Below are 26856 nucleotides of genomic sequence, written 5' to 3'. Positions count from 1 at the left end.
AGGCGCTTAAATCAAGCTTTTCTCAGTTCTAGTCATCCTTGCGGGCGGGGCCCCAACAAAGAGAATTTCACTAAGAAATTCTACAAGCAAAGCAAGTTGGGAGTCGGGGCCCCAGCAAAGAGAATTTCATCAAGAAATTCTACAAACAAAGCAAGCTGGGAGTGGACGACGAATTTAAAAGAATTCTGTCCCACTCCCTATCATTTCAAATTAAAACTGTTTTAATAAATTAGCCATTTCAATCGCACTCACTGCCGCTTCGGCACCTTTATTTCCTGCTTTAGTACCCGCTCTTTCAACTGCTTGTTCAATACTTTCTGTTGTTAATACACCAAATATAACTGGTGTATCACTCACGTCATTTGCCTTAGAAACACCTTTAGCTACCTCATTACATACATAATCATAATGAGATGTTGCGCCTCTTATAACACAACCTAAAGTTATAATTGCGTCATATGCACCTTTCTGGGCAAGTTTTTTTGAGACTAATGGAATCTCAAATGCACCAGGGACATATGCAACATCTATATTACTCTCTTCAACACCATGACGTACGAGTGTATCTTTCGCACCATCTAATAGACGATTGGTAATAAAATCATTAAAACGACTTACTACAATTGCTACTTTTAAATCTGTTCCTACTAATTTACCTTCAAAGTTCATATTTATTCCTCCTAAATTAAATGACCCATTTTGATTTTTTTAGTATTCATATACTCATGGTTATATTCAGTTTCTGCCACTATAATTGGTGTACGATCCGCAACTGTAATACCATATTCAGATAAACCTTCAAATTTTTTGGGATTATTACTTAACAAGTTCACTTGTTGTACATTAAAATAATTTAATATTTGTGCTGCAATGTGATAATCTCTCAAATCTTCATCAAAACCTAAAGCTAAGTTCGCTGTTACTGTATCATGACCCTGTTCAATCAATTCATATGCTCTTAGTTTATTTATTAACCCTATCCCTCTACCCTCTTGAGGTAAATAGATAATTAAGCCACCATGCGAATGAATATATTTCATTGCCGCTTCTAGTTGTGCACCACAATCGCATCTTTGACTATGGAAGATGTCACCTGTTAAACAAGCAGAGTGAATACGTACATTTTCAGTCGCACGCGGTTTACCCTTAGCAAGTACAACAATTTCTTCATTTGTTAATGGTGATTCAAATCCATACATTTCAAAAGAACCGTAATCTGTTGGCATATTTACCTTTGCTTTCAATTCAACATTAGCGTTTTTGTCCTTCTGGTATTTAACTAAACTTTTAATTGTAATCATTTTAAGGTCATGACGTTGTTTAAAAGCTTCAAGTTGTTCACCTTTAGCCATAGTGCCATCTTCGTTCATAATTTCGCATATTACACCAGCTGGCTTAGCTTGCGTAAGTTTGGCTAAATCAACAGCCGCTTCAGTATGACCGGTACGTTCTAATACACCCTTTTCCTTAGCAATGAGTGGAAATAGATGACCAGGTTTATGAAAATCCGACGGTGTAGATTCAGGATTAATTAAAGCACGTGCCGTTGCCATTCGGTCAAATGCACTTATACCAGTTGAAGTTGTTACATGATCGACACTAACTGTGAAATTCGTTCCAAAGTCATCCGTATTATGGTCAACCATCGTTGTTAGATTTAATCTTTGAGCTATATCTTTACTAATTGGTGCACAAATTAATCCTCTACCTTCTTTTGCCATAAAATTGATGGTATTATCATTCATCCATTGCGTAACAGCAACCAGGTCACCTTCATTTTCACGATCTTCATCGTCCACTACAATAATACTTTCACCACGTTGTAAAGCATTTAGTGCATCTTTTATCTCATCAAATTTCATTTTATCTTACGCCTCCTAAAATCCAAATGCTTTCAGCTTATCTAATGTAAGTTCTGATTCATTTCTACTCATCATTCGCTCAACGTATTTGAAAAGAACATCCGTTTCAAGATGAACTGAATCTCCTTTTTGCTTTGAAGATAAAATCGTTGAACGTCTCGTTTCAGGTATTAAATGAATATCAAAACTATCATTTCGAAGATCGAAAACAGTTAAGCTTACACCATCTACAGTGATAGAGCCTTGTTTAACCATTTGTTTAATAATCGTTGGCGATGCTTTAATCGAAACAATTCTTGAATTAGGTGTTTCGTTTACATGCGTAATCACACCTTTATCATCGACGTGACCTAAAACGAAATGACCTCCAAAGCGACCATCTTCTGGCATTGCGCGTTCTAAATTCACTTCATCATTTTGCTTAATTTGTGATAAGTATGTTTTATCTTCAGTACCTTTAATAACTTGTACCGAAAAAAAGTTACTTGTAAAATCAATCACCGTTAGACATGCACCATTCACACTAATAGAATCACCAATGTGCATGTCTTCTACAATCGTTTGACAAGCAATATCCAGTGTTCTAACTGATTGATGCGTACGAATATTCTTAACAGTACCAATTTCTTCAACGATACCTGTAAACATGAGTTGTCACTTCTTTCGCAAGATCATTTTTAAGTTTTGATTAATTAACTCAGTAGAAATAATTTCAAATTGCGTGGCGTGGTTTAAATCAATGACATCATTCGTTTGATAGAATTGATTTTTCCCAGAACCACCTATTATTTTCGGGGCGTAATAAATAATAAGTTGATTGATAAAATGTGTTTGGAGAAATTCTGAAGTTACACGAGGTCCAGCTTCTATTAATAACTTACCAATACCTCGCTTATAAATATCTTTTAAAATATCTTTTAAATTACATTCAGTTAAATAGATTATTTTGACATTTGAATTTGGACTTTTTAGATGCTCATTTTCTGTGTATATCCATACTTCGCTTGAAGAATCTTGGAACAATTGCTTTGTAAAGTCAATGTTGCCACTTCTTGATAAAACGATTCGAATTGGATGTTTACCGTTTGGAATACGTGTCGTATATTGGGGATTGTCAGCGATAATTGTGCCATTACCCGTTAATACAGCATCATGCGTATGTCTTAAATGATAAACATCTTGTTTCACATCTGAATTTGTAATCCATTTGCTTTGACCCATATCAGTAGCCTGTTTACCATCTAATGATACAGACACTTTCATCGTGATTTCAGGTAATTGTTCTGACTTAGCTTTGAAAAAGTCACGATACAACGCAGCTGCATCTTCAGAGTATTGATATTCAACTTCAATGCCAGCTTGTTCTAATATAGCATCCCCTTCAGAAGGTAATGTTGTATCTTTAACAGCGTAAACAACTTTACTTAGTCCAAATTCTATAATTTTATTCACACATGGTGGAGTGGAGCCAAAGTGCGTACAAGGTTCTAACGAAATGTAAATCGTTCCACCTTTTGCATTTTCTCCAGCCATATCAAGTGCTTGTACTTCCGCGTGTTTATCACCTTGTTTAAGATGTGCACCCAGTCCGACAATTCTACCGTCATTGACTACGACAGCACCCACTGGCGGGTTAACACCCGTTTGACCTTCAACCATTTGTGCGAGTTGTATTGCATAATTCATAAAATAACTCAATTCATCACCTCAAAATAAAAATTCCCTATACCAATAAAACAATTACAGGCATAGGGAAATTAAATATATGTTCAAATAAGCTTACAACATTTCTTAAATGTGTATGCTAAATAAGCGTCATTAAAACTTAAATTGACGTCTCGATTCTTTCTCCCATCCAGACTTTCACTGTCGGCTCTAGACTTTCACTAGATCAGCCATCAAAGTAGTTAACCATATACTTTGACAGGTCGCAGGCTTAATTTACTGCCGGTTGGGAATTGCACCCCGCCCCGAAAGAATTCATATGAAATTGTGATTATTAGAGTTAATGTAGTTTGATTACTACACTAATCATCATACGCTTATTGTTTAAAAATTACAAACCGTCTACGCTATATAATATTAAACAGTGTAACCATTGATGCAATTTAGTCATTTAAGTGTAAACATGCACTTTAAGCATCGAAGTGATCAAACTTACTTTGATTGTCGTACATATAGTTGACAGAACTCACTGCTTGATCAACGATCATCTTTACACCATTTCTTAACTTGTTAACACCGTTCGTCACTTGTCCAATGGCAATCATATTATTTAATGTTCCATATCTTGGGCTAATGACTTGATTCGTTTCTGGAATAATTTGAATACCGCCCATTGGGTGCGGCTGAACGATTTGTCGATTTTGAAGGTTCAGTATAAGCTGATCTTCATCATCTAAATCTGACAAATGTGTTTTGGATCCAGTTGAATTGATTATGACATCATATGGTTTAGGTTGTCGCTCATCTTTAAATTTTAATAAATAACCGTCATCTGTATGTTTAATATCCTCTAATCCTCTTTTAATAATAAGTGATTGATTACGTATGAGTTTAATAATTAATTCTGCTGTACGTGGTGGCATTGGATTTGAATTTAATTGAATATGTTTCGAAAATCGCTTATCAAAGGCTTGCTGATCTTCTCGACTGAAACTATTCCATATCCAATTCAAATTCTCTTTAACATTTTCAATCAAACTTTGAAATACTCCGATTTCATTTGCACGTTCGAGATCATATTGTAAATCTTTAATTGTATTACCGGTACGTCTATGTATTAATTTATCTAACTCTATATTACGGTCTTCACATTCTTGTTGAAATAATTCAAAAGCAATTTCTAATGGAACATTTCCAAAATGTTTTCCTTTTAGCTCATTAAACTTTTGTTTAGTTAAATATTTGAATTCAATATCAACCATATTCCCTCTTACACTTGGCAGATGTGCTGAACGACTCGTCATAGTAATTGGCAACTTAGGATGATGTGTAGCGACATACCTAACAACATCTAAACTAGCTAATCCAGTTCCAATTATGGCTATATCATCTGATTCTGAAACTTCATCCAATGTATTATATGTAGGATAAGGTGTTTGAATATATCCTTTTTTACCTTTTAATTGATACGGATCATGATAAGCGAAAGTACCTGTCGTTAAGAAGATATAGTCGTATTCTTTCCATTCACTCATATCTTCTGATGTACATACATAATATTTTAATGTCGTCTCATCTATTTCTGAATTTGTAAAAATCTCACGAACTGGACGCTTGATAACGGAAAGATTATCAAATAATAAGTCAAAGTTAGATAGATAAGATTTCATATAATGACCAAACACAAATCGAGGTAAGTACTTAGGATTATCAAATTTAAACTCTGATTGTTCTTGATACCAATTCCAGAATTCTTCATCATCATCTAAATTTAAACTCATCTGCTTTGTTGGCAAATTGATGAGTAACTGACTACTGTCATTTTGAAATGGCACACCTTGTCCCATATTCTTTTCATTATCATAGACATCTACCTCTAAATATTTAAATGCTTCATTTTTGACTAACTGCCTTAAAACACTCACACCAGCTGTACCCATTCCAATTATAGCTACACGCATATATCATCATCCTTCTTTATTACTCTAAAAAGACTTTTTAATATATCTATTATATCAATATCATAAATCGCTTAAAATAATTTATACTTATATGTTATTCTCATCATTTTTCTATTAATTCAGCAATTATGGTAGTATTAAGGTATTGAGGTGAACAAAAATGAAATTTATTTTAAAAGTTTTTGTCGTAATGATTATAGCCTTTAGTTGGTTAACTAAGAAAAATAAAGCAGAATAAATAAATCTATTTTTTATCCTAAAAAGCCAACGTCAACACTAATTCACACAAGTGTCGACGTTGGCTTTTACTAAATAATAATTTTATTTTTGATGTTTATTGTCATCTTTATATACGTATAATTTAAAATATTTACCTTCAGTTTTCATTTCTTTATAAAAATCAGCAATGATTTCAGCATTACTTTCTGCCCATTTTATATCAGTAGCATATTGATGTTCACCTGGATTCTTAGGATTCCATCTCATACTGTAGAGCGTATTTTGATCTTCGTGAGATAAGAAATGTTGGTGAATAAAGTCAGCGCCACCTTTGATTGCTTTTTCAGGTGTGTCCCAACCATGTTTTTTTGCGTACTCTGAACCCGTTTTAATTGGATCACTATCTAACGCGCCTACACCGTAGAAGTTATAATACTTCTTACCGTCAATTTCTACCCCGTTGGCTAATTCACTTTTAACTGAACCTGTTTCTAATAAAGCATGTGAAATTAAATATACTTCGTTAACATGCTTTTCTTTGGCAGCACTAATGAAAGCGTCAGTATGTTTCAATAACATTGGTCGGTCGAATAACATACGTTTAATACGATTTTCATCAATGCCTTGATATTTAGATAAATCTAAAAATTGATACTTTTGTTTGTCATCATCAATGAACTTACTACTGTCCATTGCAGCTTTTATTTCACTATCTGAAGCATCTCTCCAAGCAGTATTATTCTTGTTAGAGACTTGTTGGCTTGTGTAATTATCAATTTGTTTATTCGCAGCTTTATTTAATGTTACATCTAAATGTTCTACGCGTTCTTCTTCATTAACATGCTTAAAGAATATTTGATCTGAAATCATATTAAAGAATATAAAACCTGCTGCAACTAAAACAATCAATAACCCCACTAGGCTAATAATTGAGCCTTTTTTGTGCTTCGTCATATTCACACCTCTTAGGTCAATGTTGTTTTTATTTAAAATCTTTTATGATAATAAAGTTTAACATTATTAATTCTTATAAACAATTTTATACTTGCAATGTTACATATTCATAAAATAAAAGTAATCAAAATGAAACTTTGCAAAATAAAAAGTAATGAAACATATAGAATTTCATTACTTGATTCTCACCAGAAGTACTTTATCTATCAATTATCTTTACGATAATCCATCATAATAAAACTCGCTGCTTGAGATCTATTCTTGTAATAATATTGATTTAAATCAACTGTTCCTTCTATTTCACCATCTCGATACATCATTTCATTTGTAAAATTATTAATCATTACAAATTCAGAACGATCTCTTATAATGTCTAAATCATCATTTCTTGCGAAGAAATGCTCAAGATTTAAATGTGCGTAATCCAACTTTATACCTCCCATGTTACAAATTGACTAAAATTTAAATATATTGATGAATGTAAGGTATGTCCATAATGATTTTGTCGTATTGCTAAGTTATATGCGTCTTTAGACATGATTTTACAGTTTATAGTTAATCTATGCTTACTATTTAACACCCTTTTGTTAAATTACGCAAATGATAATTTAAATAAATTACTTTAAATTATATATATCCGGAAATTTCATTTAAGTACTTAAATTAGGAGCGAATCTCTGAAGTATTGAATTTTAATGACATATATCATAAACATCATAAAATGATTCACTATTTGTTAAAGCATTATAACGTCAAGTATAATTATGATGAATTTTATCAATTATTACTCATAAAACTGTGGCAATTATCTAAGAATTACAATGATAATTCAAATGTAAGTTTATCCTCGTTTCTCTACCAACGACTCAATTTTTATTTAATTGATTTATTCAGAAAAGAAAGTTTAAGACCTGACATGGTCGACGTTGACATCTCAACCTCCCCACACCTTATCTCCGCTTCAATAGAAACATCAATCTTTAATAATAATGATATGACACAATTGTTAAATCCTAGAGAACTTGAATGGTATAACTATTTCATTCAAGGTTATAAACAGTTTGAAATTGCCGAATTAATGCATGTGTCTGTATCTAGTATTAAAAACTATAAAGCTTCTTCTATAAAAAAACTCAACAACTATTATGTCAAAGGTGAGTAATATGATACCACACAACACACACCATCTTCTTTATCTCCAAACTTTGCAGGCTAATACGCATAAAACGACATGTTGTTTTTCAACATATAATATGGTTTTACCTTTTCCAATAAAAAAAGTACTGATTTATTATTTTGAACAGCATAATCAATCGTATTCACAAAGATTAAAGGTAGCGAAACGATTGTTAGCGATTCATAAACTCGTACCTTTATATATATCTGACAAAGCCGTACTGTTCCCTATTAAACATCAACGTGCACCCTTGCAAACCTATATTAATGCATTGAACATTATAGGGTTAACATCAAGTAAAGATGGCGTAATCATAACGTTTGATAATAATATCCAATTACGTGTTGATGAGCCCTACACTTTAATTTATAAAAAGTGGCAAGAGAGTACTTTATTATTTCATTTAATGCATAAAACTATGCAGATTTATTAAATTTGTATTCAAGTAACTTTTTAGTGAAAAATGCAGTAACTGATTTAATCAGCATTAAACTTACGATTGCCAATAGTATTGCACCTATTAAAATTAAGACGACATTCAATATTGGCATTGATACCTGTGGATTGATAAAATAATTGACTGCAGTTAAACTCGTAATAAATCCTGTTAAAAATAAGCCAAGTAAGAAAGCGTAAATAAGCACCATACTAATGAGTAAAAGAAGCAATGTAGTACTTGCTACTTCTTTTTGTTGAAACACATTATTCTTCAAGAATTGATTCGCAAAATGAATAGGTTTACGATACTGCTTCGTCTGAATTTCCCCTTCTTGACGCTCAACTTCATGGCGATATTCCACTAAACTATCATGTAATTGCTTTTTTTCTTTCTTATTCAAAAACCACAATTGTTTTTTTACTTTCTCTTCAAAATCTGTTCGTTTCATACTTTGTGGTTATCTCCTTTTTAAGTTATTTCTTTTTAAAATTTTAACGACGTTGACATTTAGAAACAAGTTGGAATAGTATCTCTTATTAATATAAAAATACCCCGTAGCTATGTTGCTGATATTGTTAATATCATTCTACATTCTAATACATTTATACCAGTGACTTATAGAATGTCTTAACACTATCTAATGCTACGGAGTCAGTTGTTAAATTTAATTATGCTTAAAGAATAGATAGCCCTGAGCTTTGAATATCTTTAGCAAATCCTTTAACCGTATCTACTGATAATTCATTAATATCTCGCCCTAAATTCGTATTCACTTTCTTCACTACATCGGCAGGACATGTAATTATGTCGGCACCAATTTCATCAGCTTGAATGACGTTAAATAGTTCACGGCAACTTGCCCATAATAATAATACGCCTTCTTTACTGTGGGCAACGTCAACTGATTCTTTCATTAATGGTAATGGATCTACACCTGTATCAGCAATTCTTCCAGCAAACACTGAAATATATGTAGGTACACCTGCAGTGACTGCTTCTGTAATTTCTTTAACTTGTTCAATCGTGTATACCGCTGTTACGTTTAGACGCACATTGTTAGCAGATAACTTTTTAATTAATGGGATAGTTGATTCACCTTTTGTGTTAACCACTGGAATTTTAACAAATACATTTTCGCCGTATTGTTTTAAAATTTCAGCTTCTTTCTCCATTGTTTCTAAATCATCTGCGAACACTTCAAATGAAATTGATGCATCTGGAATCGCTTTAACTGCTTCTTCTGCAAATGTTTTGTAATCCGTTACACCTGCTTTCGCCATTAAACTAGGATTTGTAGTGAAACCATCTACTTCTTTATTCTTATAAGCTGCTTTCATTTGTTCAATGTCTGCACCATCTGCAAATACTTGTACATTTAATTTTGTCATTGTATTTCTTCCTCCTTTAATTTCGATTACGATGATAGTTAAGTTACATCACAATGGAATTTATATGTATGTACGCATGTTCTTATGATGATTATACTATGCCGTAACAATAAAATATTTATAAATTATTTATATCATTCTTAGAATTACTAAGCGAATGTTTTGCCTTTTTATGAAAATAAAATTCAAAATTGACGAGTCACTATTAAATTATAATTAAAATGTGGTAATATGATTAAATGAAATTAGGTAGGAGGAACACAATGTCTAAGCCAAAAAAATACTTCTATATCTCAGTGATTTTACTTATAATAAGCTTTTATTTTAATACATTTAATCCACTATTAAGTCAGCAAATTAATTCTGTTAAATATTTACTCATTGCCTGTAGTATTGTTAATGTTATTGTTTTAATTGCTTCGATTATCTTTTCAGATAAAGCAATCAAACATTTAGGCGATAAACAAGGCTGGATTAGAATTGCTAGTAAAATTTTACCAATCATTATTTTATTCGTAATTGTATTCCATATCTTTGCTTCAATCAAAACGTTTGGCATTCTTTCGTAATCGAGTGGATATGACAGAATAATGATTTAATTGTAATAAAACAAGAAATAGGTGTGACAAAATGCAATATTTATTTGTGTTTATCGGTGGTATGGTTGGTGCATTATTGAGATACATCTTATCAACATTGAATACGGGCTCTGGCTTACCTATTGGGACGTTAGTCGCAAATTTAGTTGGTGCATTATTAATGGGATATTTGTCATCTCTAACCATACAATTTTTCAAACATAAACCCATGCTTAAAAAAGGATTAACTACGGGGCTATTAGGTGCGTTAACTACCTTCTCAACCTTCCAATTCGAGTTAGTGACTATGTTTCATGATCATCGTTTCATATTGCTATGTTTATACGGATTATTAAGTTACGTTGGAGGCATCTTATGCTGCTGGTTAGGCGTTAAATTAGGAGGGGCACGTGTATGATTAATTTAGTGCTCGTTATGGTTGGCGGAGGTTTAGGTGCTGTCGTGAGAGCTTGGCTATCAGATTTCTTTAATAGTAAGGTTTCTTCACCCATACCCGTTGCTACGTTAATTGTCAATATTGTAGGCAGTTTTTTAATCGGGTTCGTATTCGGAATCGCTCTGAATCATCAGTGGTTTTCAATGTTGTTTATCACTGGCTTTCTTGGTGGTTTAACAACTTTTTCAACCCTGTCACATGAACTTGTCCAATTATTGTATCCACATTTTAAACCGATTCGTTTTTTGAGTTATTCCATTTTACAATTTATCGTAGGATTTATATCATGCTATGTAGGTTTCATATTATAAAACACTTCATTGTTAAAAGTTTAAAAGCTTTTAACAATGAAGTGTTTTTAGTTAATTATTAGCCCTCGAATGTTTCTGGATCAGGACCAATACGTTGGTCTTTATTTAAATTGTCAATTCGTTCCATTTGTTCATCAGTTAATTCAAAGTCAAAGACATTGATATTCTCTTCTATTCTTTGTGGCGTGACTGATTTAGGAATCACGATAACACCATGTTGTATATTCCATCGTATCACGACTTGAGCTGCAGTTTTATTCACTTCTTTACCAATTTGGTTCAACGTTTCATCATCTAAAATTTGAGCATTCATAAATGGTGACCATGACTCCATGTAAATATTTTGCACTTCTAAATATTTACGTAATGCCTTTTGCGTGAAATATGGATGAAATTCCACTTGGTTGATCACAGGTTTGATAGAAACTTGAGCTAGTAATGCTTCAAAGTGTTCTGCATTAAAATTACTTACGCCAATATTTTTAACCTTATCATCTTTATATAAATCTTCCATACCTTTCCAAGTATCTATCATGATTGCCTCATTCGTACCAGGCCAATGCACAAGGTATAAGTCTAAATAATCCAAGCCTAGCTTGTTGATGCTTGTTTCATAGGCTTTTGCTACATTTTCTCGACCAAAATCTTCAAAATATAGTTTAGATGTAATAAATAAGTCTTTACGTTCTAGACCTGTAGCAACTAAACCATCCTGGATTCCTAAACCGACTTGTTCTTCATTACCATAAACTTTAGCTGTATCAATACTACGATAACCAGAAACGATTGCGTGTTTAACTGCTTCTCTACATTCATCATTATTTTCTACTCTAAACGTTCCAATACCAACTTTAGGCATTGTGTGACCATTGTAAAATTCAATTGTTTCCATTCACGGTACCCCTTTTCTTTAAAATATGTATTATCTTATTCCCTTATTTAAACCATTTAAAAACGGGAATGGAACAGAATTCTTTTTAAATTCGTCGCTCCACTCCCGCAAGAATAACAATAATCGAGAAGCGCTTAATTTAAGCGTCTTTTCAGTTCAATCAGTTACTGCGAATTTGCAAAGTAGCTGATTGATATGTTTGTTATATCAGATTAGAAATTAATTAAATGATTCAATTTTGTCCATAACATCTTGTAATTCATCCACATTATATTGAATACGTCCATGGAACACAAACTTATTGAAGAACTCATCTAATTGATCAGGTCCTACGAGTACTTTAACACTTGAACTTTGTGCATAATTTGAAATTGTGACGTCTCCATCATGTTTCGGATTGAAATATAAAATCGCTGTTGGCGTATATTTCGCACCCAACTGAGTTTGTAAATCTGACGCTAATTTCTCTATCGCAGCAAGCTGTTCAGAATAATTAACGAATGACAATGACGCTTTATCCTCATTTTGATCAAGTACTAACGTTTGTGGTGACTTAGCATCTAAATCTAACGTGTTAAAGATTTGTTCCATCATTGGTAATTCGTTAAATTGATTACCACTTATGCCTTGATATACATGTCCTTTTAATAATTGCGAATCTATAATATATAGACCAGTACGTGTAAGTACAAGGTGACTAATACGTTCAATATCATTAAACTCATTACTTGGAAGGAAGATATTTGCCATGATATGCATATCTTCAGGTCTGATACGTTTTTCTTTTACTAAACGCTCTCTAATACCAATTAAACGCATATCTGTCACATATTCACTTTTATTCTTAGAGAATAGTTTTAAGGCATCAATTTCACGGTCTTTACCGCTGACAGTTGCATCAAAATCTTCTTTTTGTTTAGTAACTTGCTTTTTATTTTGTATGCGCTCTTTTTCAAGTGCTTCGTCATGAGACGCTTTCATTTGTTTTTCTTTGAGATCGTATTCTTCTTTTGTCTTTTGTTTAATATTATTTTTACTTTTAAGTGTAACTAAAAATAGAATTAAACAAATCGCTGCAACTACAATAGCTATGATTAAACCAATTTCAATTGGTCCAAGTGAATTCATTAAATCAACGCTCCTTTAATCTATCAGTATGTCTAATTATAATAGAAACAGTCCTTAATTTCGACAATTTCTTATAATATTATTTAAAGCGTTTATTAACTTTGAACAGCATCTTTTAATACGTTCACTTTGTCTAATTTTTCCCAAGGTAATAGTACATCAGTTCTACCAAAGTGACCATATGCTGCTGTTTGTTTATATATAGGATGTTTTAAATCTAACATTTTAATGATACCTGCTGGTCGTAAATCAAAGTTTGCTCTAACCGCTTCAACAAGTTGTGCTTCTGAAACTTTACCTGTCTTGAATGTATCGATTGAAATTGAAACTGGTTCAGCAACTCCAATTGCATATGCAAGTTGTACTTCACATTGATCTGCCAGTCCTGCAGCAACGATATTTTTCGCTACATATCTCGCTGCATAAGCTGCTGAGCGGTCTACTTTAGTTGGATCTTTACCACTGAAGCAACCACCACCGTGACGTGCATAACCACCATAAGTATCAACGATGATTTTACGTCCTGTTAACCCTGCATCGCCTTGTGGTCCACCGATAACAAATCTTCCTGTTGGATTGATAAAGAATTTAGTTTCACTATCAATTAAACCTTCTGGTACTGTTGGATAAATGACATGTTCTTTAATATCACTTTGGATTTGCTCTAATTCAACATCATCCGCATGTTGAGATGATACAACAATCGTATCAATACGTTTAGGTTTATCATCTTCATCGTATTCTACTGTAACTTGAACCTTACCATCAGGTCTTAAATAATCTAGAATACCATCTTTACGCACATCTGATAAACGCTTCGCTAATTGATGTGATAAAAAGATTGGTAACGGCATATATGTTTCTGTCTCATTAGTCGCATAACCAAACATTAAGCCTTGGTCACCCGCACCTGTAGCTTCAATTTCTTCTTCAGAAATATCATTTCTATATTCAAGTGCTTTGTCAACACCTTGCGCAATATCCGGTGACTGTTCATCGATTGCAGTTAATACTGCCATTGTTTGGTAATCATAGCCAAATTTAGCACGCGTATAGCCAATACCTTTAATTGTTTCTCGTACGACTTTGGGAATATCTACATAAGTAGAAGTTGATATTTCACCTGAAATGAGCGCCATTCCAGTTGTTACAGTTGTTTCACAAGCGACACGTGCATTGGGATCATCTTTCAAGATTTCATCTAAGATAGCATCAGACACTTGGTCAGCAATCTTGTCAGGATGTCCTTCTGTTACTGATTCTGAAGTAAATAAACGTTTATTGTAAGTCATGATTTGCTCCTTTTACCATTGTATTTACGAAAATTCTCTTTAAAATGTGAGCTCAAAAATAAAAGAGCCTTCTTCACTATTCAAGACAGAGAGAAGGCTCTTAAACGTCCATTCGCTCTTATCGTTCAGACGATTATATGTCTGCAAACGGTTTGGCACCTTTCTTTTAAAAAAGAGGTTGCTGGGTTTCATTGGGTCCATGTCCCTCCACCACTCAGGATAAGAGAATCCGTTAAGAACTATACTACCTAATTCACCAATTAATGTCAATTTTGTTTTTACATGTTTTTTTGTCTTTTCCAGGTGGAATAATTATGGCATTATGTTATACTATTTTCATGTAAAGGCTTACAATATTGAATTTCTATAACACACGCTGGAGGGATTGGGTATGTCAGTAGATACATACAGCGAAACACCTAAAATTAAAAAATTATTAGAAAAAGAAAGCTCTCTTTTTCAACTCTCAACAACTCAACTTTATTACAAAATAATGGGTAATAAAGAAGGAGAATTAACTGAACTTGGTGCGATTAATGCGAGCACTGGTAAATACACTGGACGTTCTCCAAAAGATAAATTTATCGTTACAGAACCTTCTTATAAAGATAATATTCATTGGGGAGATATTAACCAACCTATCGATGAAGAAACTTTCTTAAATCTTTACGCTAAAGTTTTAGACTATCTTGATACAAAAGATGAACTTTACGTTTTTAATGGCTATGCAGGTAGTGACAAAGATACACAATTGAAACTTACAGTTATTAACGAACTTGCATGGCACAACCTTTTTGCACAAAATATGTTTATTCGCCCAGATTCTAAAGAAGAAGCAAGTAATATTAAACCTAATTTCACTATTGTTTCTGCACCTCATTTTAAAGCTGACCCTGAAGTTGATGGTACTAAATCAGAAACATTTGTTATCATTTCATTCAAACATAAAACGATTTTAATTGGTGGTACTGAATATGCTGGCGAAATGAAAAAAGGTATCTTCTCAGTAATGAACTATTTACTACCAATGCAAGACATTATGAGTATGCATTGTTCTGCTAACGTTGGAGATAAAGGGGACGTTGCTTTATTCTTCGGATTATCAGGTACAGGTAAAACAACGTTATCTGCAGCACCAGATAGAAAATTAATTGGTGATGATGAGCATGGTTGGAATAAAAATGGTATTTTCAACATCGAAGGTGGTTGTTACGCTAAAGCAATCAATCTTTCTAAAGAAAAAGAACCGCAAATTTATAACGCGATTCAATACGGCACTATTCTTGAAAATACTGTAGTTAACGAGCGTGGCGCCGTTGACTTTGATGATAATTCATATACTGAGAATACCCGTGCAGCTTATCCAATTCATCACATTGATAACATTGTTCTACCATCTAAAGCAGCTCATCCTAATACAATCATTTTCTTAACAGCTGACGCATTCGGTGTATTACCACCAATTGCTAAATTAACTAAATCACAAGCGATGTACCACTTCTTAAGCGGCTTTACATCTAAATTAGCTGGAACTGAGCGTGGCGTTACAGAGCCTGAACCTTCATTCTCTACATGTTTTGGTGCACCATTCTTACCACTTAATCCTATTAAGTATGCAGATTTACTAGGTGAACTTATTGATAAACATGACGTTGATGTATACTTAGTTAACACTGGCTGGACAGGTGGTAAATACGGTGTAGGTAGACGTATCAGCTTACATTACACTCGCTATATGGTAGATCAAGCGATTAAAGGTAAATTGAAAAACGCTAAATTTACTAAAGATGAAAAATTCGGTTTAAGCATTCCTACAGAAATGGAAGACGTACCTAAAACAATACTCAACCCAATTAATGCTTGGAGTGATTCAGACAAATATCGCGCTCAAGCCGACGACTTAATTAAACGTTTTGAAGAAAACTTCAAAAAATTCGGTCCAGAAGTTGAAGAAATTGCTAATACAGGTGGCTTTAATAAATAATTAAATGGTCACATTCAAAAGGCAACGTACTTGGTAAAATTAACCAAGGTACGTTGCCTTTTTATTTACCCTCACATTTCGACATCCAATGATGTACATAGTTAAGTGCTTTTTTCATAGCTGGTGGTCTAGGCACATGACCTTCATCTATTTGATAAAACGTATCAAAGTCGACACCTTTAGAACTCAATTGCTTCTCTAAATAATAAGCATGGTGAATACCTACCTGTTTATCTTTACCCCCATGTACAATTAGGATTGGCGGACTATGCGCATCAATTAATTTTATAGCATCTCTTTTGTCATAGGCGTCTTTATGTTTATCAGGATGACCAACCATACGACGTAACATGCCACGTAAATCAACACGTTCCTCATACATTAAATGCATATCAGAAACCCCACCCCAGATAATATAACTATCTACCGGATAATCTTGATAAGTTAAGAGACCTTGTATTCCCCCTCTTGAGAATCCAATCATATGTACATAAGCATTTGGATATCGTTGTTTAAGTATTCTAATAAGGTACGTTACATCTTTTAAATCAGCGTTAGCAAACTCATCACGACCTTCACTGCCATTACTACCTCGATAGTAAGGTCCTATCACTAAAGTATCATCATTTGCAAACTGCATTAATCTGGCTGCACGTACACGACCAACTTGTCCCTTACCTCCTCGCAAGTACACCACAATTCTATTTACTGCTTTCTTTAGAGGACACATCTGTAATGCTTTTACTTTTAAGCCATCAACTGTATAAGTCATTTCATCAAATTGATGCGTTCTCGATGCTATAGGCATTTTCTTAGTCGCGATAATATCCAAGGTCTATCATCCTTTCGACACACTTCAGAATTGCGTCATCTTGAATTAAGTAACTTTGCATATCCAACGGAACATCACTAATATGCTTAAACAACAATGGACCTGTCGTTTCTAAATAATCACTTTTCTCTTTAATTGATTTGATTCTCACTATATATACATCTTTTTTGAAAATAGCGTTATCCAACGTGTGAACTTGATATTGTGCTATATAGTTAATCGTTTCAGGTATACCTCCAGTTTCTTCAAAAAGCTCTCTCTTGATTGCTTGTATACTTTGTTCTCCCTTTTCAACCTTACCACCTGGAAACTCAATGCCACGCATTTTGTGCTGAGTAAAAAGTAACTGGTTCTTATATAGTGGAATAGCTAAAACATGATTACCATCAGGACAGTCGTTGTTCGTTTTGTAACTCATTGTAACACGTCTATTATCTTTATCTAGAAACTCCATGTTCTATACTACTCCCTTCAATATGTTAAACTAATTTATAATCGTATTACTGGTTGGAGGCCTATAATGTTAAAAAAATTATTTCTTGGAATAATCCATATCTATCAACGCTATATTTCACCTATGACGCCACCTACATGCAGATTTTATCCTACGTGCTCAGAATATACACGAGAAGCGATTGAAGTTTATGGCCCACTCAAAGGTGGCTATATGGGAATTCGTCGCATTCTTAAATGTCATCCACTTCATAAAGGTGGATTTGATCCAGTTCCTTTAAAAAAGGATAAGGATAAGCATAAACATAGACACTAGTTTAATTTATATAATTTTGATTTATCGATTTGAGGAGGATGGAATAAAATCATCCCCTCTTTTAATTTGCCAACACCTTGCGTAAAATCGTCAGTAAAATAATAACCATCTGGGGTGACATCCCCTGGATAATCACCTTCTCGCGCTAACATTGCGGTAAAATATCTACTCAGTCCATATTCATACATGCCACCGATAACTACTTTAATATCATTAGATTTTAATTCACGTATCAATGATTGCACGCTATCAATACCACCCACTCTAAAAGGTTTAACAATCACTACTTTAATCGGGAATCGCTTAACAATTGACATAATACGATTGATATCAGTTGCTTTTTCGTCTATCGCAATCGCAGGATATTGCGTATGATCAATGTGTAAAATTGAAGACAACGATTTGAATGGCTCTTCTATATAAAGTATGTTTTGTGTCTCTATGGCTTCTAATTTCTGAAAATCTGACACATCCAGTGACTCATTAGCATCTAAAGCTAATTCATAATCAAAAGGCAATGCGTCATTTAACAGTGAAATATCATTATTCAATTGACTTGTCCATTTTAATTTAATGCGTTTAGGTTGCGTTTGTACTAAATCATCAAGTTGTTGTGCACTAATACCACTAATGGTTGCACCATATTCTACTTTAAACGTCGGTAAGTCATGATACATCTGGTAAATCGCCATAGCTACAGCACTTCTTGATGCAGGTTGATTGTCAAGCATGGCTAAATAAGGATTCCAATCTTCATATACCTGAAATGACTTATGAATGACACTTTCCGCCCATTGAGAAAGTGTTTCTTTAACTGTATCAATCGTCTCTGCGGCATACCAATCTGATTCAAACGCATTACATTCACCGAAATAAGATTGCTCATCATCACTTAAAAATTCAACAATAAGCGCTTTACGATGCGTCATTTTAACTTTTGGTGTCACAATTGGATTTATAAATTCATGATTATAAAGATAAAAATTTACTGCTTTAATCCACATATTAATGCCCTCAATTTATCATTTTACTACGCTGCAGTTTACCAGTTGATGTATAAGGCAAACGTTCAACTTGATGAAACGCTTTAGGTATTTTATATTTAGCTAAATGAGATTTAAAATAGTTTATTAACGCCGTATCAGAAATGGGACAATCAGCAACGTAATAGAGTACTGGCACTTGTCCCCATGTCACATCCTCTTGTGCAACACATACAGCGTCATTAATATCTGAATGCATTTTAGCAATGGTTTCTATCTCATAAGGATAAATATTTTCTCCACCACTAATGATCAAATCTTTGCGACGATCATAGACCATTACAAATCCTTCCTCATCAATTTCTGCTATATCACCCGTTTTAAAGTAACCGTCTTCAAATGTATCGCTTAAGCCTGTTGGATATAAATAACCATTCATCACATTGTCACCTTTGATAAGAAGTTCGCCATGACCTTCACTATTAGGATGTTTGATACGCACTTTAACGTTTTCGCTTGGTTTACCAACAGTGTCATATCGTTGTGCAAGCATCTCAGGTGTAGCAGTCAGAAATTGAGAACATGTTTCTGTCATTCCAAAAGAATTGTATATTGGGAGGTGATTATTTAGCGCTTCATCAATTAAGGTAGATGATAATTTGGCGCCTCCTAGTAAGATTTTTTCAAGTGAGAAAGGTTGATTCAATCCTGCATCCATAAGCCATTTAAGTGTTTGTGGCACTAAAGATACATGTGTAGGTCTTTCTTCTTTAATAATCGTTAACATCGTTTGCGTATTATATTTTTCCAGTATACGTACCGTAAAGCCCTCGATTATAGAACGTAACAACACACTGAGCCCTGAAATATGATATATCGGTAAAACAGATAACCATTTCGTAGTTTCATCATATCCTAAACTTTTTTTACAACCAATCGCACTTGCATAATGATTTTTAAATGTTTGTGGTACTGCTTTTTGAGGCCCTGTCGTACCTGATGTAAACATGATTGATGCAATACGTTCATCATTAAATGTTTCGTCATTGGCATGACTTGGATATTGTTCTAATTCAGATAAATGTATCACATTGAAATGCGACAAATAAAAAGGTTGCGTCGTAAATATAGTTGTAATATTAATGGAATTCATTTGATTTATCATTTCAGTTTCTGTTAATCGCGTGTTTAACATTGCTATTTCAACATTAGCTAACCAACACGCGTTTATAAGCGTAATAGACTCAATATCATTCTTAATGTACAATCCTACTCTATTCAAATTCAAAGAAAGGATATGTTCTGAAATTGAAAGTGCTTTATCATATAATTCTTTAAATGTTATAGAATGTTTTCCATCTGTAACTGCAATTTTATTTCTATTTTTAATACTTTGCTCTTTTAACCAAAAATCCACGATTCATTCCTCCATCTAGATACATTCTAATTATAACGATATTTGAGTTAGTTAGCATTGGTTGTGTTTAAGAAGCAACATATTTTAATGCCATTAACTTATAACTATAAAGATTTAAAGTGTATTTTAACTATTAAATAATAAGCTACTTTTATTTTAAAAAATAAAAAGAGTTTAAAGTGATGTTTACCACTTCAAACTCTGATAAGCTATGATATTCAATTATTGCCTAGCCTCATAGTAGGCTGGCTACTGGTTTCAATGTATTTCGCTTTATAAGCTCCACGCATTGTCGTTAACATAAATATATTATAATATTTTTATATAATAAAGTCAATATAAATTTTATCTACTAATTCTTACATTTCACCTTCAATTGATAATTGAATAATGCGATCATGATTGTAAATTAAAGATATTCTAGTTTTAAATCTATCAGTATTTTTAATTTGATATAAAAAGAGAGCTAGAGTACCCATTACTCTAACTCCTTTTTCTGCTTGTGTTGAAATTTTCATTTCAAATCCTCGAAAATCAATGTATTTCGTTTTATAAGCTCCACGCATTGTCGTTGAACTAAATATATTATAATGTTTTTATATAATAAAATCAATATAAATTTTAAACTAAATATTTACATCTTATCTCATTGGGAGTGGGACATAAATAATATGATGATGCTATTTGCAAATTCGCAGTAGCTGACTAAACTGAAAATGCGCTTAAATCAAGCTTATTTCAATTCTAGTCATCTTTGCGGGCGGGGCCCCAACACAAAAAATCACGAATGTGATTTTACAAGCTAAGCAAGTTGGGGTTCGGGGCCTCCAGCAGAGAGAATTTCATCAAGAAATTCCACAAGCAAAGCAAGCTGGGAGCGGACGACGAATTTAAAAAGAATTCTGTCCCACTCCCCTATACATTACAACTTACTAACAATAAAAAAGCAAGGTCAACGTGTCAGAGAATTATATTCTTGACACTTTTTTGACACTTGCTAGCTTGAAACCCTATTGTATAGGGCTTAACTTATGGAGAGCAAGGGATTCGAACCCTTGAAACGCTTATGGCGCTTACACACTTTCCAGGCGTGCTCCTTCGGCCAAACTCGGACAGCTCTCCTCAATATTAGTTATATAATACATAAAAAAACAGAAGCGATATTTCACTTCTGTTTGTATGACTCCTACGGGACTCGAACCCGTGTTACCGCCGTGAAAGGGCGGTGTCTTAACCGCTTGACCAAGGAGCCATGGCTCCGCAGGTAGGATTCGAACCTACGACCGATCGGTTAACAGCCGATAGCTCTACCACTGAGCTACTGCGGAATAATATGATGGAGCGGGTGATGGGAATCGAACCCACAACATCAGCTTGGAAGGCTGAGGTTTTGCCATTAAACTACACCCGCGTAGTAAACGATTATGGGGCGGTTGAAGGGAATCGAACCCTCGAATGTCGGAACCACAATCCGATGCGTTAACCACTTCGCCACAACCGCCAAAATGATTGAATGGTTCAGGACAGAGTCGAACTGCCGACACATGGAGCTTCAATCCATTGCTCTACCAACTGAGCTACTGAACCGTAATAAGTAATGGCGGTCTCGACGGGAATCGAACCCGCGATCTCCTGCGTGACAGGCAGGCGTGTTAACCGCTACACTACGAGACCTATTAAAATGGTGTATTGCGGGAGGCGGATTTGAACCACCGACCTTCGGGTTATGAGCCCGACGAGCTACCGAACTGCTCCATCCCGCGCTAATATTATTTGCGTCTCAAAAATCAGTACTTATTAAGTATATCATTTAACATTATTGAATGTCAATAACTTTTTTAAATAAATTTTACATTTAATTCATTGAATCTTCATATTAAAATGCGATAATTAATTAATGGTCATCGCCTTTCGAATACTTTATTAGTATATATAGTATCATTAACTTAGTCAATAACAATTCTAAAGTAATTTGTGTAAAAAAACGCTACATTTAAAATATTTTAATTTAAGATACGAATTGGATATTCAATTGTTGAATGAATGGTCTAAATACATGTGATTTTTTATATTAAAATCAAAAACAGTCTGGGATATAAATAATATAATGAAGCTATTTTGCAAATTCGCAGTAGCTGACTGAACTGAGAAGACGCTTCAATCAAGCTTTTCTCAGTTCTAGTCATTCTTGCGGGCGGGCCCCAGCAAAGAGAATTTCACTAAGAAATTCAACAAGCAAAGCAAGTAGGGAGTGAGACGATGAATTTAAAAGAATTCAGTCCCACTCCCTACTTTGATTAAATTTAATTATTTAAACATTTTTATTATAAATGACACTAACACTTATCTCGTCATGTAATGTTGCATTTTTTCTTGTAACTCAGTGAAGGAAACAAAGCCCTCTTCTTCTAAAAAGTGCCCTCCTTCATCAACAATTTTAGTTTTACCACCCAATTCATTAATTAGTTTTTGTGTTTCTAAATATGACACATAGGCATCGTCTCTTGAAGCAAGTCCGTAGAAATGCTTCACTTTTGATTTAACGTTATCATAATCGATACTAAAATCCCCTACTTTAATGGAATCATCAATTTTTACCGCATCTTCTTTAAACCCTGCTATACTGAAAAAGCCTTCAAAGCAGCCATCAACTGATAGGTCTTCAATATATTTTAAAGTAGCTATTGAGCCATATCCATGTGTTACAAAATAAGTATCTGTAGACAAAATATCAATTTGTTGATGTAATTCATGAACCCAGTTGTCTATATCATCATTTTTATTTTCATCTAAATGAAATAATTGAACATCATAACCTTCTAATTCTAAATTGTGTTGTAACCATGCATACCAATGGTTATGCGAATCCCCTATCTGTGAATGAACGATAACTACATTAGTCATTAACGTATGTCCTCCTTAAAATACTAAATTAGGTTAATTGATATAACAAAACACTTTTAAAGAGATGCCCTGACCTCTGAAAAAGTGTTTAAAACATTATATTTCATCCAATAATTCTTCTACGGCGTTTTTACCTTGTTGAATACAGTCTGGTAGACCAACCGCTTCAAAAGGTGCACCAGTAATTCTAAGTGCTGGATAAGTCTGTTTAACATGTTGTTGAATTTTACGAATTTGACTCATATGTCCAATATGATATTGTGGCATACTTTTAGTCAAACGATTGACAATTGTAAATTCAGGATTGCCTTTAAAGGTCATCATTTTATTTAAATCGCGACGGGCGATTGTTGCTATTTCTTCATCTGTATGATCTTCAACGACAGTATCACCTGGTTTACCTACATACGCTCTAATCAATACTTTACCTTTAGGCGTAGTGAAAGGCCATTTTTTAGTAGTCCAAGTACATGCTGTAATATCCGTCTTACTCGTTCTAGCAATAACAAAACCAGTACCATTATATGTGTTTTCAATATCCTTTTCATCGAATGCAAATACCACTGTTGCTACTGAAGTAGAATCCATTTGATTAAAGTATTTAAATGCTTCGTCATGATTAAACCATTTCATAAATGTTTGATGTGGCGTTGTAATTAAAACCCCATCAAATTGTTCACTACCTTGATCAGTCACAATTTCATAATTATCTTTATTAATATGGATATCATTGACAGGTGATTGATATCGAATCGTAACGCCTTTACTTTCTATATTCTCAGCTAACGCTTCAATAAATGAACTTAAACCATGTCGGAATTGCTTAAACTGACCTTTAGGTGCGCCAGGGTATAATTGACGTTGCTTAATACGTTGAGCCTTTTCATGTTGCATACCTTTAATTAAACTGCCATGTGTTTCTTCTTGTTCTTTGAAATTAGGAAATGTACTCATCAAACTTAATCGATCGATATCCGTGCCGTATATCCCCCCCATAAGAGGCTCTATTAAATTCTCAAGTATTTCATTCCCTAATCGTCTTCTAAAGAATTCCCCAACAGATATATCATCATCAATTTGTATAGGTGGTATAACTAAATCAAGTCCGGCTCTTAGCTTACCAAATGGCGATATGAGTTTCGTTTTGAGAAACGGTTTAATATCAGTCGGAATCCCCATAATTGACCCACCTGGTATGGGATACAATTTATTTTTAGCGTAAATATAAGATTGGCCTGTCTCATTCGTAATCAAATCATCTCCCAGACCAATATCTTTAGCTATGTCAGTCATAATCGTTTTACGTCCAAGATATGATTCAGGACCAAGCTCAATTGTATAACCTTCATTACGATATGTTTGAATCTTTCCTCCAGGTCGATTAGTCGCTTCAAAAATGGTTACATCTACATCTGGTTTATAATGTTTTAAATAATATGCACTTGCAAGTCCAGTTATACCTGCACCAATGATTGCCACTTTTTTACTCACAATGAGTCCCTTCCTTTATTAAAAAACTGTTTTGATTTCATCCACAATTGCATGGATAAATAATGGATCCGTATTAGGCATTTTTGGACGATAATAATTTGCACCTATCTCATCACATACGACTTTACATTCATAGTCATTATCATACAGTACTTCCAAATGTTCACATACAAATCCTACTGGTGTATAAATAAAATGTTTATAGTGATGGTCATTGTACAATGCTCTAGTTAAATCTTGCACGTCCGGTCCTAACCATGGTGTTCCAGTATTCCCCTCGGATTGCCAACCTTGAGCAACGTGTTTAATATTCGAAGCTGCTTGTAATCGGTTCATTGTATCCTTTAATTCATTAGGATATGGATCATTATTTTTCTCAATTAAACCTTTAGGCAAACTGTGTGCAGAAACAACCAAGATGGTCTCATCGTGTTCATCTTGTGGGATTTGCGCTAACGTTTCATTAATTTTATTTGTCCAATACTCGATAAATTTAGGTTGGTGATAATAATGTTCAACATGGTGTAGCTTAATGCCATACTTATCCGCTTCCTCTTTAGCACGTTTATTATATGAACCAACCGAGAAGCTAGAGTAATGTGGTGCCAACACTACAGTTACTGCTTCTTCAATACCGTCATTGTGCATTTTTTCAACAGCTTCTTCAATATATGGAGAAATATGTTTCAATCCTAAATACAATTGAAATTCAACATCTTCATATGATTCATTTAACGCATGCGTCAACGCTTCAGCTTGTCGATCAGTTGTGCCAGCTAAAGGAGAAAGTCCTCCTATAAATTCATAACGATCTTTTAGATCTTGCAACTCTTCTTCAGTTGGTCTCTTACCATGTCTTATATCTGTGTAATATGGTTCAATATCGCTTTCTTTATATGGTGTCCCATATGCCATAACTAATAAGCCTATTGTCTTAGTCATTAAATAAAACCTTCCTTAATCTTTTTTGAATTCTATGTGTTATTTACTTGTATAATCATGAACAAATTGGGTTACACGTTTTAATGTTTCTGGTTTAACTTCAGGGAAAACACCATGTCCTAAATTAAAAATGTGTTTCCCTCTCTCCATACCTTCGTCGAGAATAGCACGGATTCTCTTTTCTAATACATCCCAAGGCGCAAGTAAAAGTGATGGATCTAAATTACCTTGTAGTGTTTTATTGACGCCCATATTTGTCGCTGTCGTAATAGACGTACGCCAATCTAGTCCTAATACATCGATTGATAAGTCATTCCATTCATTAATAAGATGACTTGCTCCTACCCCAAACATAATGATAGGTACATCATATTGCGCTTTTATGCCATTGATTAACTTATTCATAGACGGTTTAATGTAATAGCGATAATCCTCGATATTTAATGCGCCTACCCATGAATCAAAGATTTGAATAAGTTCTGCACCTGCTTCAATTTGAGCTACTACGTAATCAATTGAAACTTGTACAAGATGGTCCATTAAGGCAAACCAAGTTGCTTCATCCCCGTACATCATTGCTTTCGTAAAATTATAATTTTTTGAAGGACCACCCTCAATCATATAAGAAGCCAACGTAAATGGTGCACCTGTAAAGCCAATTAGAGGTACGTTCAACTTCTCTTGTGTTAGCAATTGAATCGTTTCAAGTACATATGGCACATCTCTTTGGGGATCAATTTGCGTGAGTTTTTCAACATCAGATACAGATTTAATTGGATTACTGATAACTGGTCCAATGCCTGATTTGATGTCGACATCCACGCCAATTGGTTTCAAAGGTGTCATGATATCTTTATATAAAACCGCTGCGTCAGTATTATAATTATCTACTGGTAATTGCGTTACATAAGCACATAATTCAGGTTGGTGAGTAATGTCAAACAATGAGTATTTTTCTTTTAATTTTCGATATTCTGGTTGTGATCGGCCGGCTTGGCGCATAAACCATACAGGTGTATGAGATGTTTTTTCACCTTTTATTGTTTGTAAAATTGTCTTATTTTTATTATGCACCTTATAGTCCTCCTAAATTAAAATCATTCTTATCTATAATATCATATGCTAATATAATTATCGTTTATGTACACTTAAATGTCATAAAAAAGACAAAGCATAAATGTACATTTCAATTCATTAAATTATAATAATTT

General features: G+C 33.8%; 28 protein-coding genes, 8 tRNA genes and 2 riboswitches. Of the genes, 7 read left to right on the top strand and 29 right to left on the bottom strand.

Going from position 1 to position 26856, the window contains the following annotated elements:
• Positions 1-210: 210 nt before the first annotated feature.
• The 7 genes from ribH to KA909_RS00870 form a co-directional block, all read right to left on the bottom strand.
• Positions 211-669 (bottom strand): 6,7-dimethyl-8-ribityllumazine synthase, encoded by a 459-nt coding sequence (ribH, locus tag KA909_RS00900; RefSeq protein ID WP_053030536.1) that lies wholly within the window; start codon positions 667-669, stop codon positions 211-213.
• 11 nt (positions 670-680) lie between these two features.
• Entirely contained in the window at positions 681-1862 is a 1182-nt protein-coding gene (ribB, locus tag KA909_RS00895; RefSeq protein WP_193839194.1) for a 3,4-dihydroxy-2-butanone-4-phosphate synthase, read from the bottom strand.
• Between the two features lie 15 nt (positions 1863-1877).
• Positions 1878-2510, bottom strand: coding sequence for a riboflavin synthase (locus KA909_RS00890; protein ID WP_210129875.1), 633 nt, complete (start codon positions 2508-2510; stop codon positions 1878-1880).
• Positions 2511-2516: 6 nt separating this feature from the next.
• Positions 2517-3560, bottom strand: coding sequence for a bifunctional diaminohydroxyphosphoribosylaminopyrimidine deaminase/5-amino-6-(5-phosphoribosylamino)uracil reductase RibD (ribD, locus tag KA909_RS00885; protein WP_193839192.1), 1044 nt, complete (start codon positions 3558-3560; stop codon positions 2517-2519).
• 141 nt (positions 3561-3701) lie between these two features.
• A riboswitch (FMN riboswitch) is annotated at positions 3702-3844 on the bottom strand.
• Positions 3845-3997: 153 nt separating this feature from the next.
• Positions 3998-5488 carry an FAD/NAD(P)-binding protein gene (locus KA909_RS00880; protein ID WP_193839191.1) on the bottom strand — a complete coding sequence of 497 codons (1491 nt, stop codon included), beginning with the start codon at positions 5486-5488 and terminating at the stop codon, positions 3998-4000.
• A gap of 321 nt (positions 5489-5809) precedes the next feature.
• Entirely contained in the window at positions 5810-6661 is an 852-nt protein-coding gene (gene sagB, locus KA909_RS00875) for a peptidoglycan release complex glucosaminidase SagB (RefSeq protein WP_053030546.1), read from the bottom strand.
• 206 nt (positions 6662-6867) lie between these two features.
• Positions 6868-7089 (bottom strand): hypothetical protein, encoded by a 222-nt coding sequence (locus tag KA909_RS00870; RefSeq protein ID WP_011275450.1) that lies wholly within the window; start codon positions 7087-7089, stop codon positions 6868-6870.
• A 257-nt stretch (positions 7090-7346) separates the two neighbouring features.
• Here KA909_RS00870 and KA909_RS00865 point away from each other — a divergent pair, with 257 nt between their 5' ends.
• A complete protein-coding gene (locus KA909_RS00865) occupies positions 7347-7823 on the top strand; it encodes a sigma-70 family RNA polymerase sigma factor (protein ID WP_193839190.1) in 477 nt (158 codons plus the stop codon).
• Between the two features lies 1 nt (position 7824).
• On the top strand, positions 7825-8271 hold the full coding sequence (locus KA909_RS00860; RefSeq protein WP_075109193.1) for a competence protein ComK: 447 nt from the start codon (positions 7825-7827) through the stop codon (positions 8269-8271).
• On the opposite strand, the gene KA909_RS00855 is transcribed toward KA909_RS00860, so the two are convergent.
• Together KA909_RS00855 and KA909_RS00850 are read right to left on the bottom strand one after the other, a co-directional pair.
• Positions 8255-8725, bottom strand: coding sequence for a hypothetical protein (locus KA909_RS00855; protein ID WP_075109192.1), 471 nt, complete (start codon positions 8723-8725; stop codon positions 8255-8257). The genes KA909_RS00860 and KA909_RS00855 overlap by 17 nt on opposite strands.
• A gap of 226 nt (positions 8726-8951) precedes the next feature.
• Positions 8952-9665 carry a transaldolase gene (locus KA909_RS00850; protein WP_075109191.1) on the bottom strand — a complete coding sequence of 238 codons (714 nt, stop codon included), beginning with the start codon at positions 9663-9665 and terminating at the stop codon, positions 8952-8954.
• 263 nt (positions 9666-9928) lie between these two features.
• On the opposite strand from KA909_RS00850, the gene KA909_RS00845 reads away from it, so the two are divergent.
• From KA909_RS00845 to KA909_RS00835, 3 genes are all read left to right on the top strand, one after another.
• Positions 9929-10234, top strand: coding sequence for a hypothetical protein (locus KA909_RS00845; protein WP_075109190.1), 306 nt, complete (start codon positions 9929-9931; stop codon positions 10232-10234).
• Between the two features lie 61 nt (positions 10235-10295).
• Positions 10296-10661 (top strand): fluoride efflux transporter CrcB, encoded by a 366-nt coding sequence (gene crcB, locus KA909_RS00840; RefSeq protein WP_075109189.1) that lies wholly within the window; start codon positions 10296-10298, stop codon positions 10659-10661.
• Positions 10658-11011 (top strand): fluoride efflux transporter FluC, encoded by a 354-nt coding sequence (locus KA909_RS00835; RefSeq protein WP_193839189.1) that lies wholly within the window; start codon positions 10658-10660, stop codon positions 11009-11011. Before crcB ends, KA909_RS00835 begins: the two co-directional genes overlap by 4 nt.
• A gap of 58 nt (positions 11012-11069) precedes the next feature.
• On the opposite strand, the gene KA909_RS00830 is transcribed toward KA909_RS00835, so the two are convergent.
• From KA909_RS00830 to metK, 3 genes are all read right to left on the bottom strand, one after another.
• The gene (locus KA909_RS00830) at positions 11070-11903 is read right to left on the bottom strand and encodes an aldo/keto reductase (RefSeq protein ID WP_193839188.1); all 834 of its coding nucleotides are present in this window, start codon (positions 11901-11903) and stop codon (positions 11070-11072) included.
• 219 nt (positions 11904-12122) lie between these two features.
• On the bottom strand, positions 12123-13031 hold the full coding sequence (locus KA909_RS00825) for an NERD domain-containing protein (protein ID WP_075109186.1): 909 nt from the start codon (positions 13029-13031) through the stop codon (positions 12123-12125).
• 95 nt (positions 13032-13126) lie between these two features.
• Positions 13127-14323, bottom strand: a complete 1197-nt coding sequence (gene metK, locus KA909_RS00820; protein ID WP_053030566.1) for a methionine adenosyltransferase — start codon at positions 14321-14323, stop codon at positions 13127-13129.
• 115 nt (positions 14324-14438) lie between these two features.
• Positions 14439-14549, bottom strand: a riboswitch (SAM riboswitch).
• A 165-nt stretch (positions 14550-14714) separates the two neighbouring features.
• Here metK and pckA point away from each other — a divergent pair.
• Positions 14715-16307, top strand: a complete 1593-nt coding sequence (gene pckA, locus KA909_RS00815; RefSeq protein ID WP_193839187.1) for a phosphoenolpyruvate carboxykinase (ATP) — start codon at positions 14715-14717, stop codon at positions 16305-16307.
• Positions 16308-16368: 61 nt separating this feature from the next.
• Here pckA and KA909_RS00810 read toward each other — a convergent pair whose 3' ends face one another.
• Both KA909_RS00810 and ytkD read right to left on the bottom strand, forming a co-directional pair.
• Complete coding sequence (locus tag KA909_RS00810; protein ID WP_193839186.1) at positions 16369-17139, bottom strand: alpha/beta hydrolase family protein; 771 nt, start codon at positions 17137-17139, stop codon at positions 16369-16371.
• Entirely contained in the window at positions 17120-17593 is a 474-nt protein-coding gene (ytkD, locus tag KA909_RS00805; RefSeq protein WP_193839185.1) for an RNA deprotection pyrophosphohydrolase, read from the bottom strand. The genes KA909_RS00810 and ytkD overlap by 20 nt, the downstream gene beginning before the upstream one ends.
• Before the next feature lie 66 nt (positions 17594-17659).
• Between ytkD and yidD the strand changes: the two genes are divergently transcribed.
• The gene (gene yidD, locus KA909_RS00800; protein WP_075109182.1) at positions 17660-17908 is read left to right on the top strand and encodes a membrane protein insertion efficiency factor YidD; all 249 of its coding nucleotides are present in this window, start codon (positions 17660-17662) and stop codon (positions 17906-17908) included.
• Here yidD and menC read toward each other — a convergent pair.
• The 15 genes from menC to hemE form a co-directional block, all read right to left on the bottom strand.
• The gene (gene menC, locus KA909_RS00795) at positions 17905-18912 is read right to left on the bottom strand and encodes an o-succinylbenzoate synthase (RefSeq protein ID WP_210129874.1); all 1008 of its coding nucleotides are present in this window, start codon (positions 18910-18912) and stop codon (positions 17905-17907) included. The genes yidD and menC overlap by 4 nt on opposite strands.
• Positions 18913-18922: 10 nt before the next feature.
• Entirely contained in the window at positions 18923-20308 is a 1386-nt protein-coding gene (menE, locus tag KA909_RS00790) for an o-succinylbenzoate--CoA ligase (protein WP_193839183.1), read from the bottom strand.
• 359 nt (positions 20309-20667) lie between these two features.
• On the bottom strand, positions 20668-20826 hold the full coding sequence (locus tag KA909_RS00785) for a hypothetical protein (protein WP_193839182.1): 159 nt from the start codon (positions 20824-20826) through the stop codon (positions 20668-20670).
• A 514-nt stretch (positions 20827-21340) separates the two neighbouring features.
• A tRNA-Ser gene (locus KA909_RS00780) sits at positions 21341-21430 on the bottom strand.
• Positions 21431-21488: 58 nt separating this feature from the next.
• Positions 21489-21560 (bottom strand) — tRNA-Glu (locus KA909_RS00775).
• Between the two features lies 1 nt (position 21561).
• Positions 21562-21636, bottom strand: a tRNA-Asn gene (locus tag KA909_RS00770).
• A gap of 9 nt (positions 21637-21645) precedes the next feature.
• A tRNA-Gly gene (locus KA909_RS00765) sits at positions 21646-21719 on the bottom strand.
• 14 nt (positions 21720-21733) lie between these two features.
• A tRNA-His gene (locus tag KA909_RS00760) sits at positions 21734-21809 on the bottom strand.
• 13 nt (positions 21810-21822) lie between these two features.
• A tRNA-Phe gene (locus KA909_RS00755) sits at positions 21823-21895 on the bottom strand.
• A gap of 11 nt (positions 21896-21906) precedes the next feature.
• Positions 21907-21982, bottom strand: a tRNA-Asp gene (locus KA909_RS00750).
• A 15-nt stretch (positions 21983-21997) separates the two neighbouring features.
• Positions 21998-22071, bottom strand: a tRNA-Met gene (locus tag KA909_RS00745).
• 580 nt (positions 22072-22651) lie between these two features.
• The gene (locus KA909_RS00740) at positions 22652-23212 is read right to left on the bottom strand and encodes an RBBP9/YdeN family alpha/beta hydrolase (protein ID WP_193839181.1); all 561 of its coding nucleotides are present in this window, start codon (positions 23210-23212) and stop codon (positions 22652-22654) included.
• Between the two features lie 96 nt (positions 23213-23308).
• Complete coding sequence (hemY, locus tag KA909_RS00735) at positions 23309-24703, bottom strand: protoporphyrinogen oxidase (RefSeq protein ID WP_193839180.1); 1395 nt, start codon at positions 24701-24703, stop codon at positions 23309-23311.
• Positions 24704-24721: 18 nt separating this feature from the next.
• Positions 24722-25645, bottom strand: a complete 924-nt coding sequence (gene hemH, locus KA909_RS00730) for a ferrochelatase (protein WP_075108986.1) — start codon at positions 25643-25645, stop codon at positions 24722-24724.
• A gap of 39 nt (positions 25646-25684) precedes the next feature.
• Positions 25685-26719, bottom strand: coding sequence for a uroporphyrinogen decarboxylase (gene hemE / locus KA909_RS00725; RefSeq protein WP_193839179.1), 1035 nt, complete (start codon positions 26717-26719; stop codon positions 25685-25687).
• Between the last annotated feature and the right edge of the window lie 137 nt (positions 26720-26856).

The organism is Staphylococcus sp. GDX8P54P (assembly GCF_017893165.1).
In the GTDB taxonomy this organism is placed as follows: Bacteria; Bacillota; Bacilli; order Staphylococcales; family Staphylococcaceae; genus Staphylococcus; species Staphylococcus borealis.
Note: the sequence above shows the minus strand (reverse complement) of the source record. Positions and strands in the feature narration are given on the sequence as shown.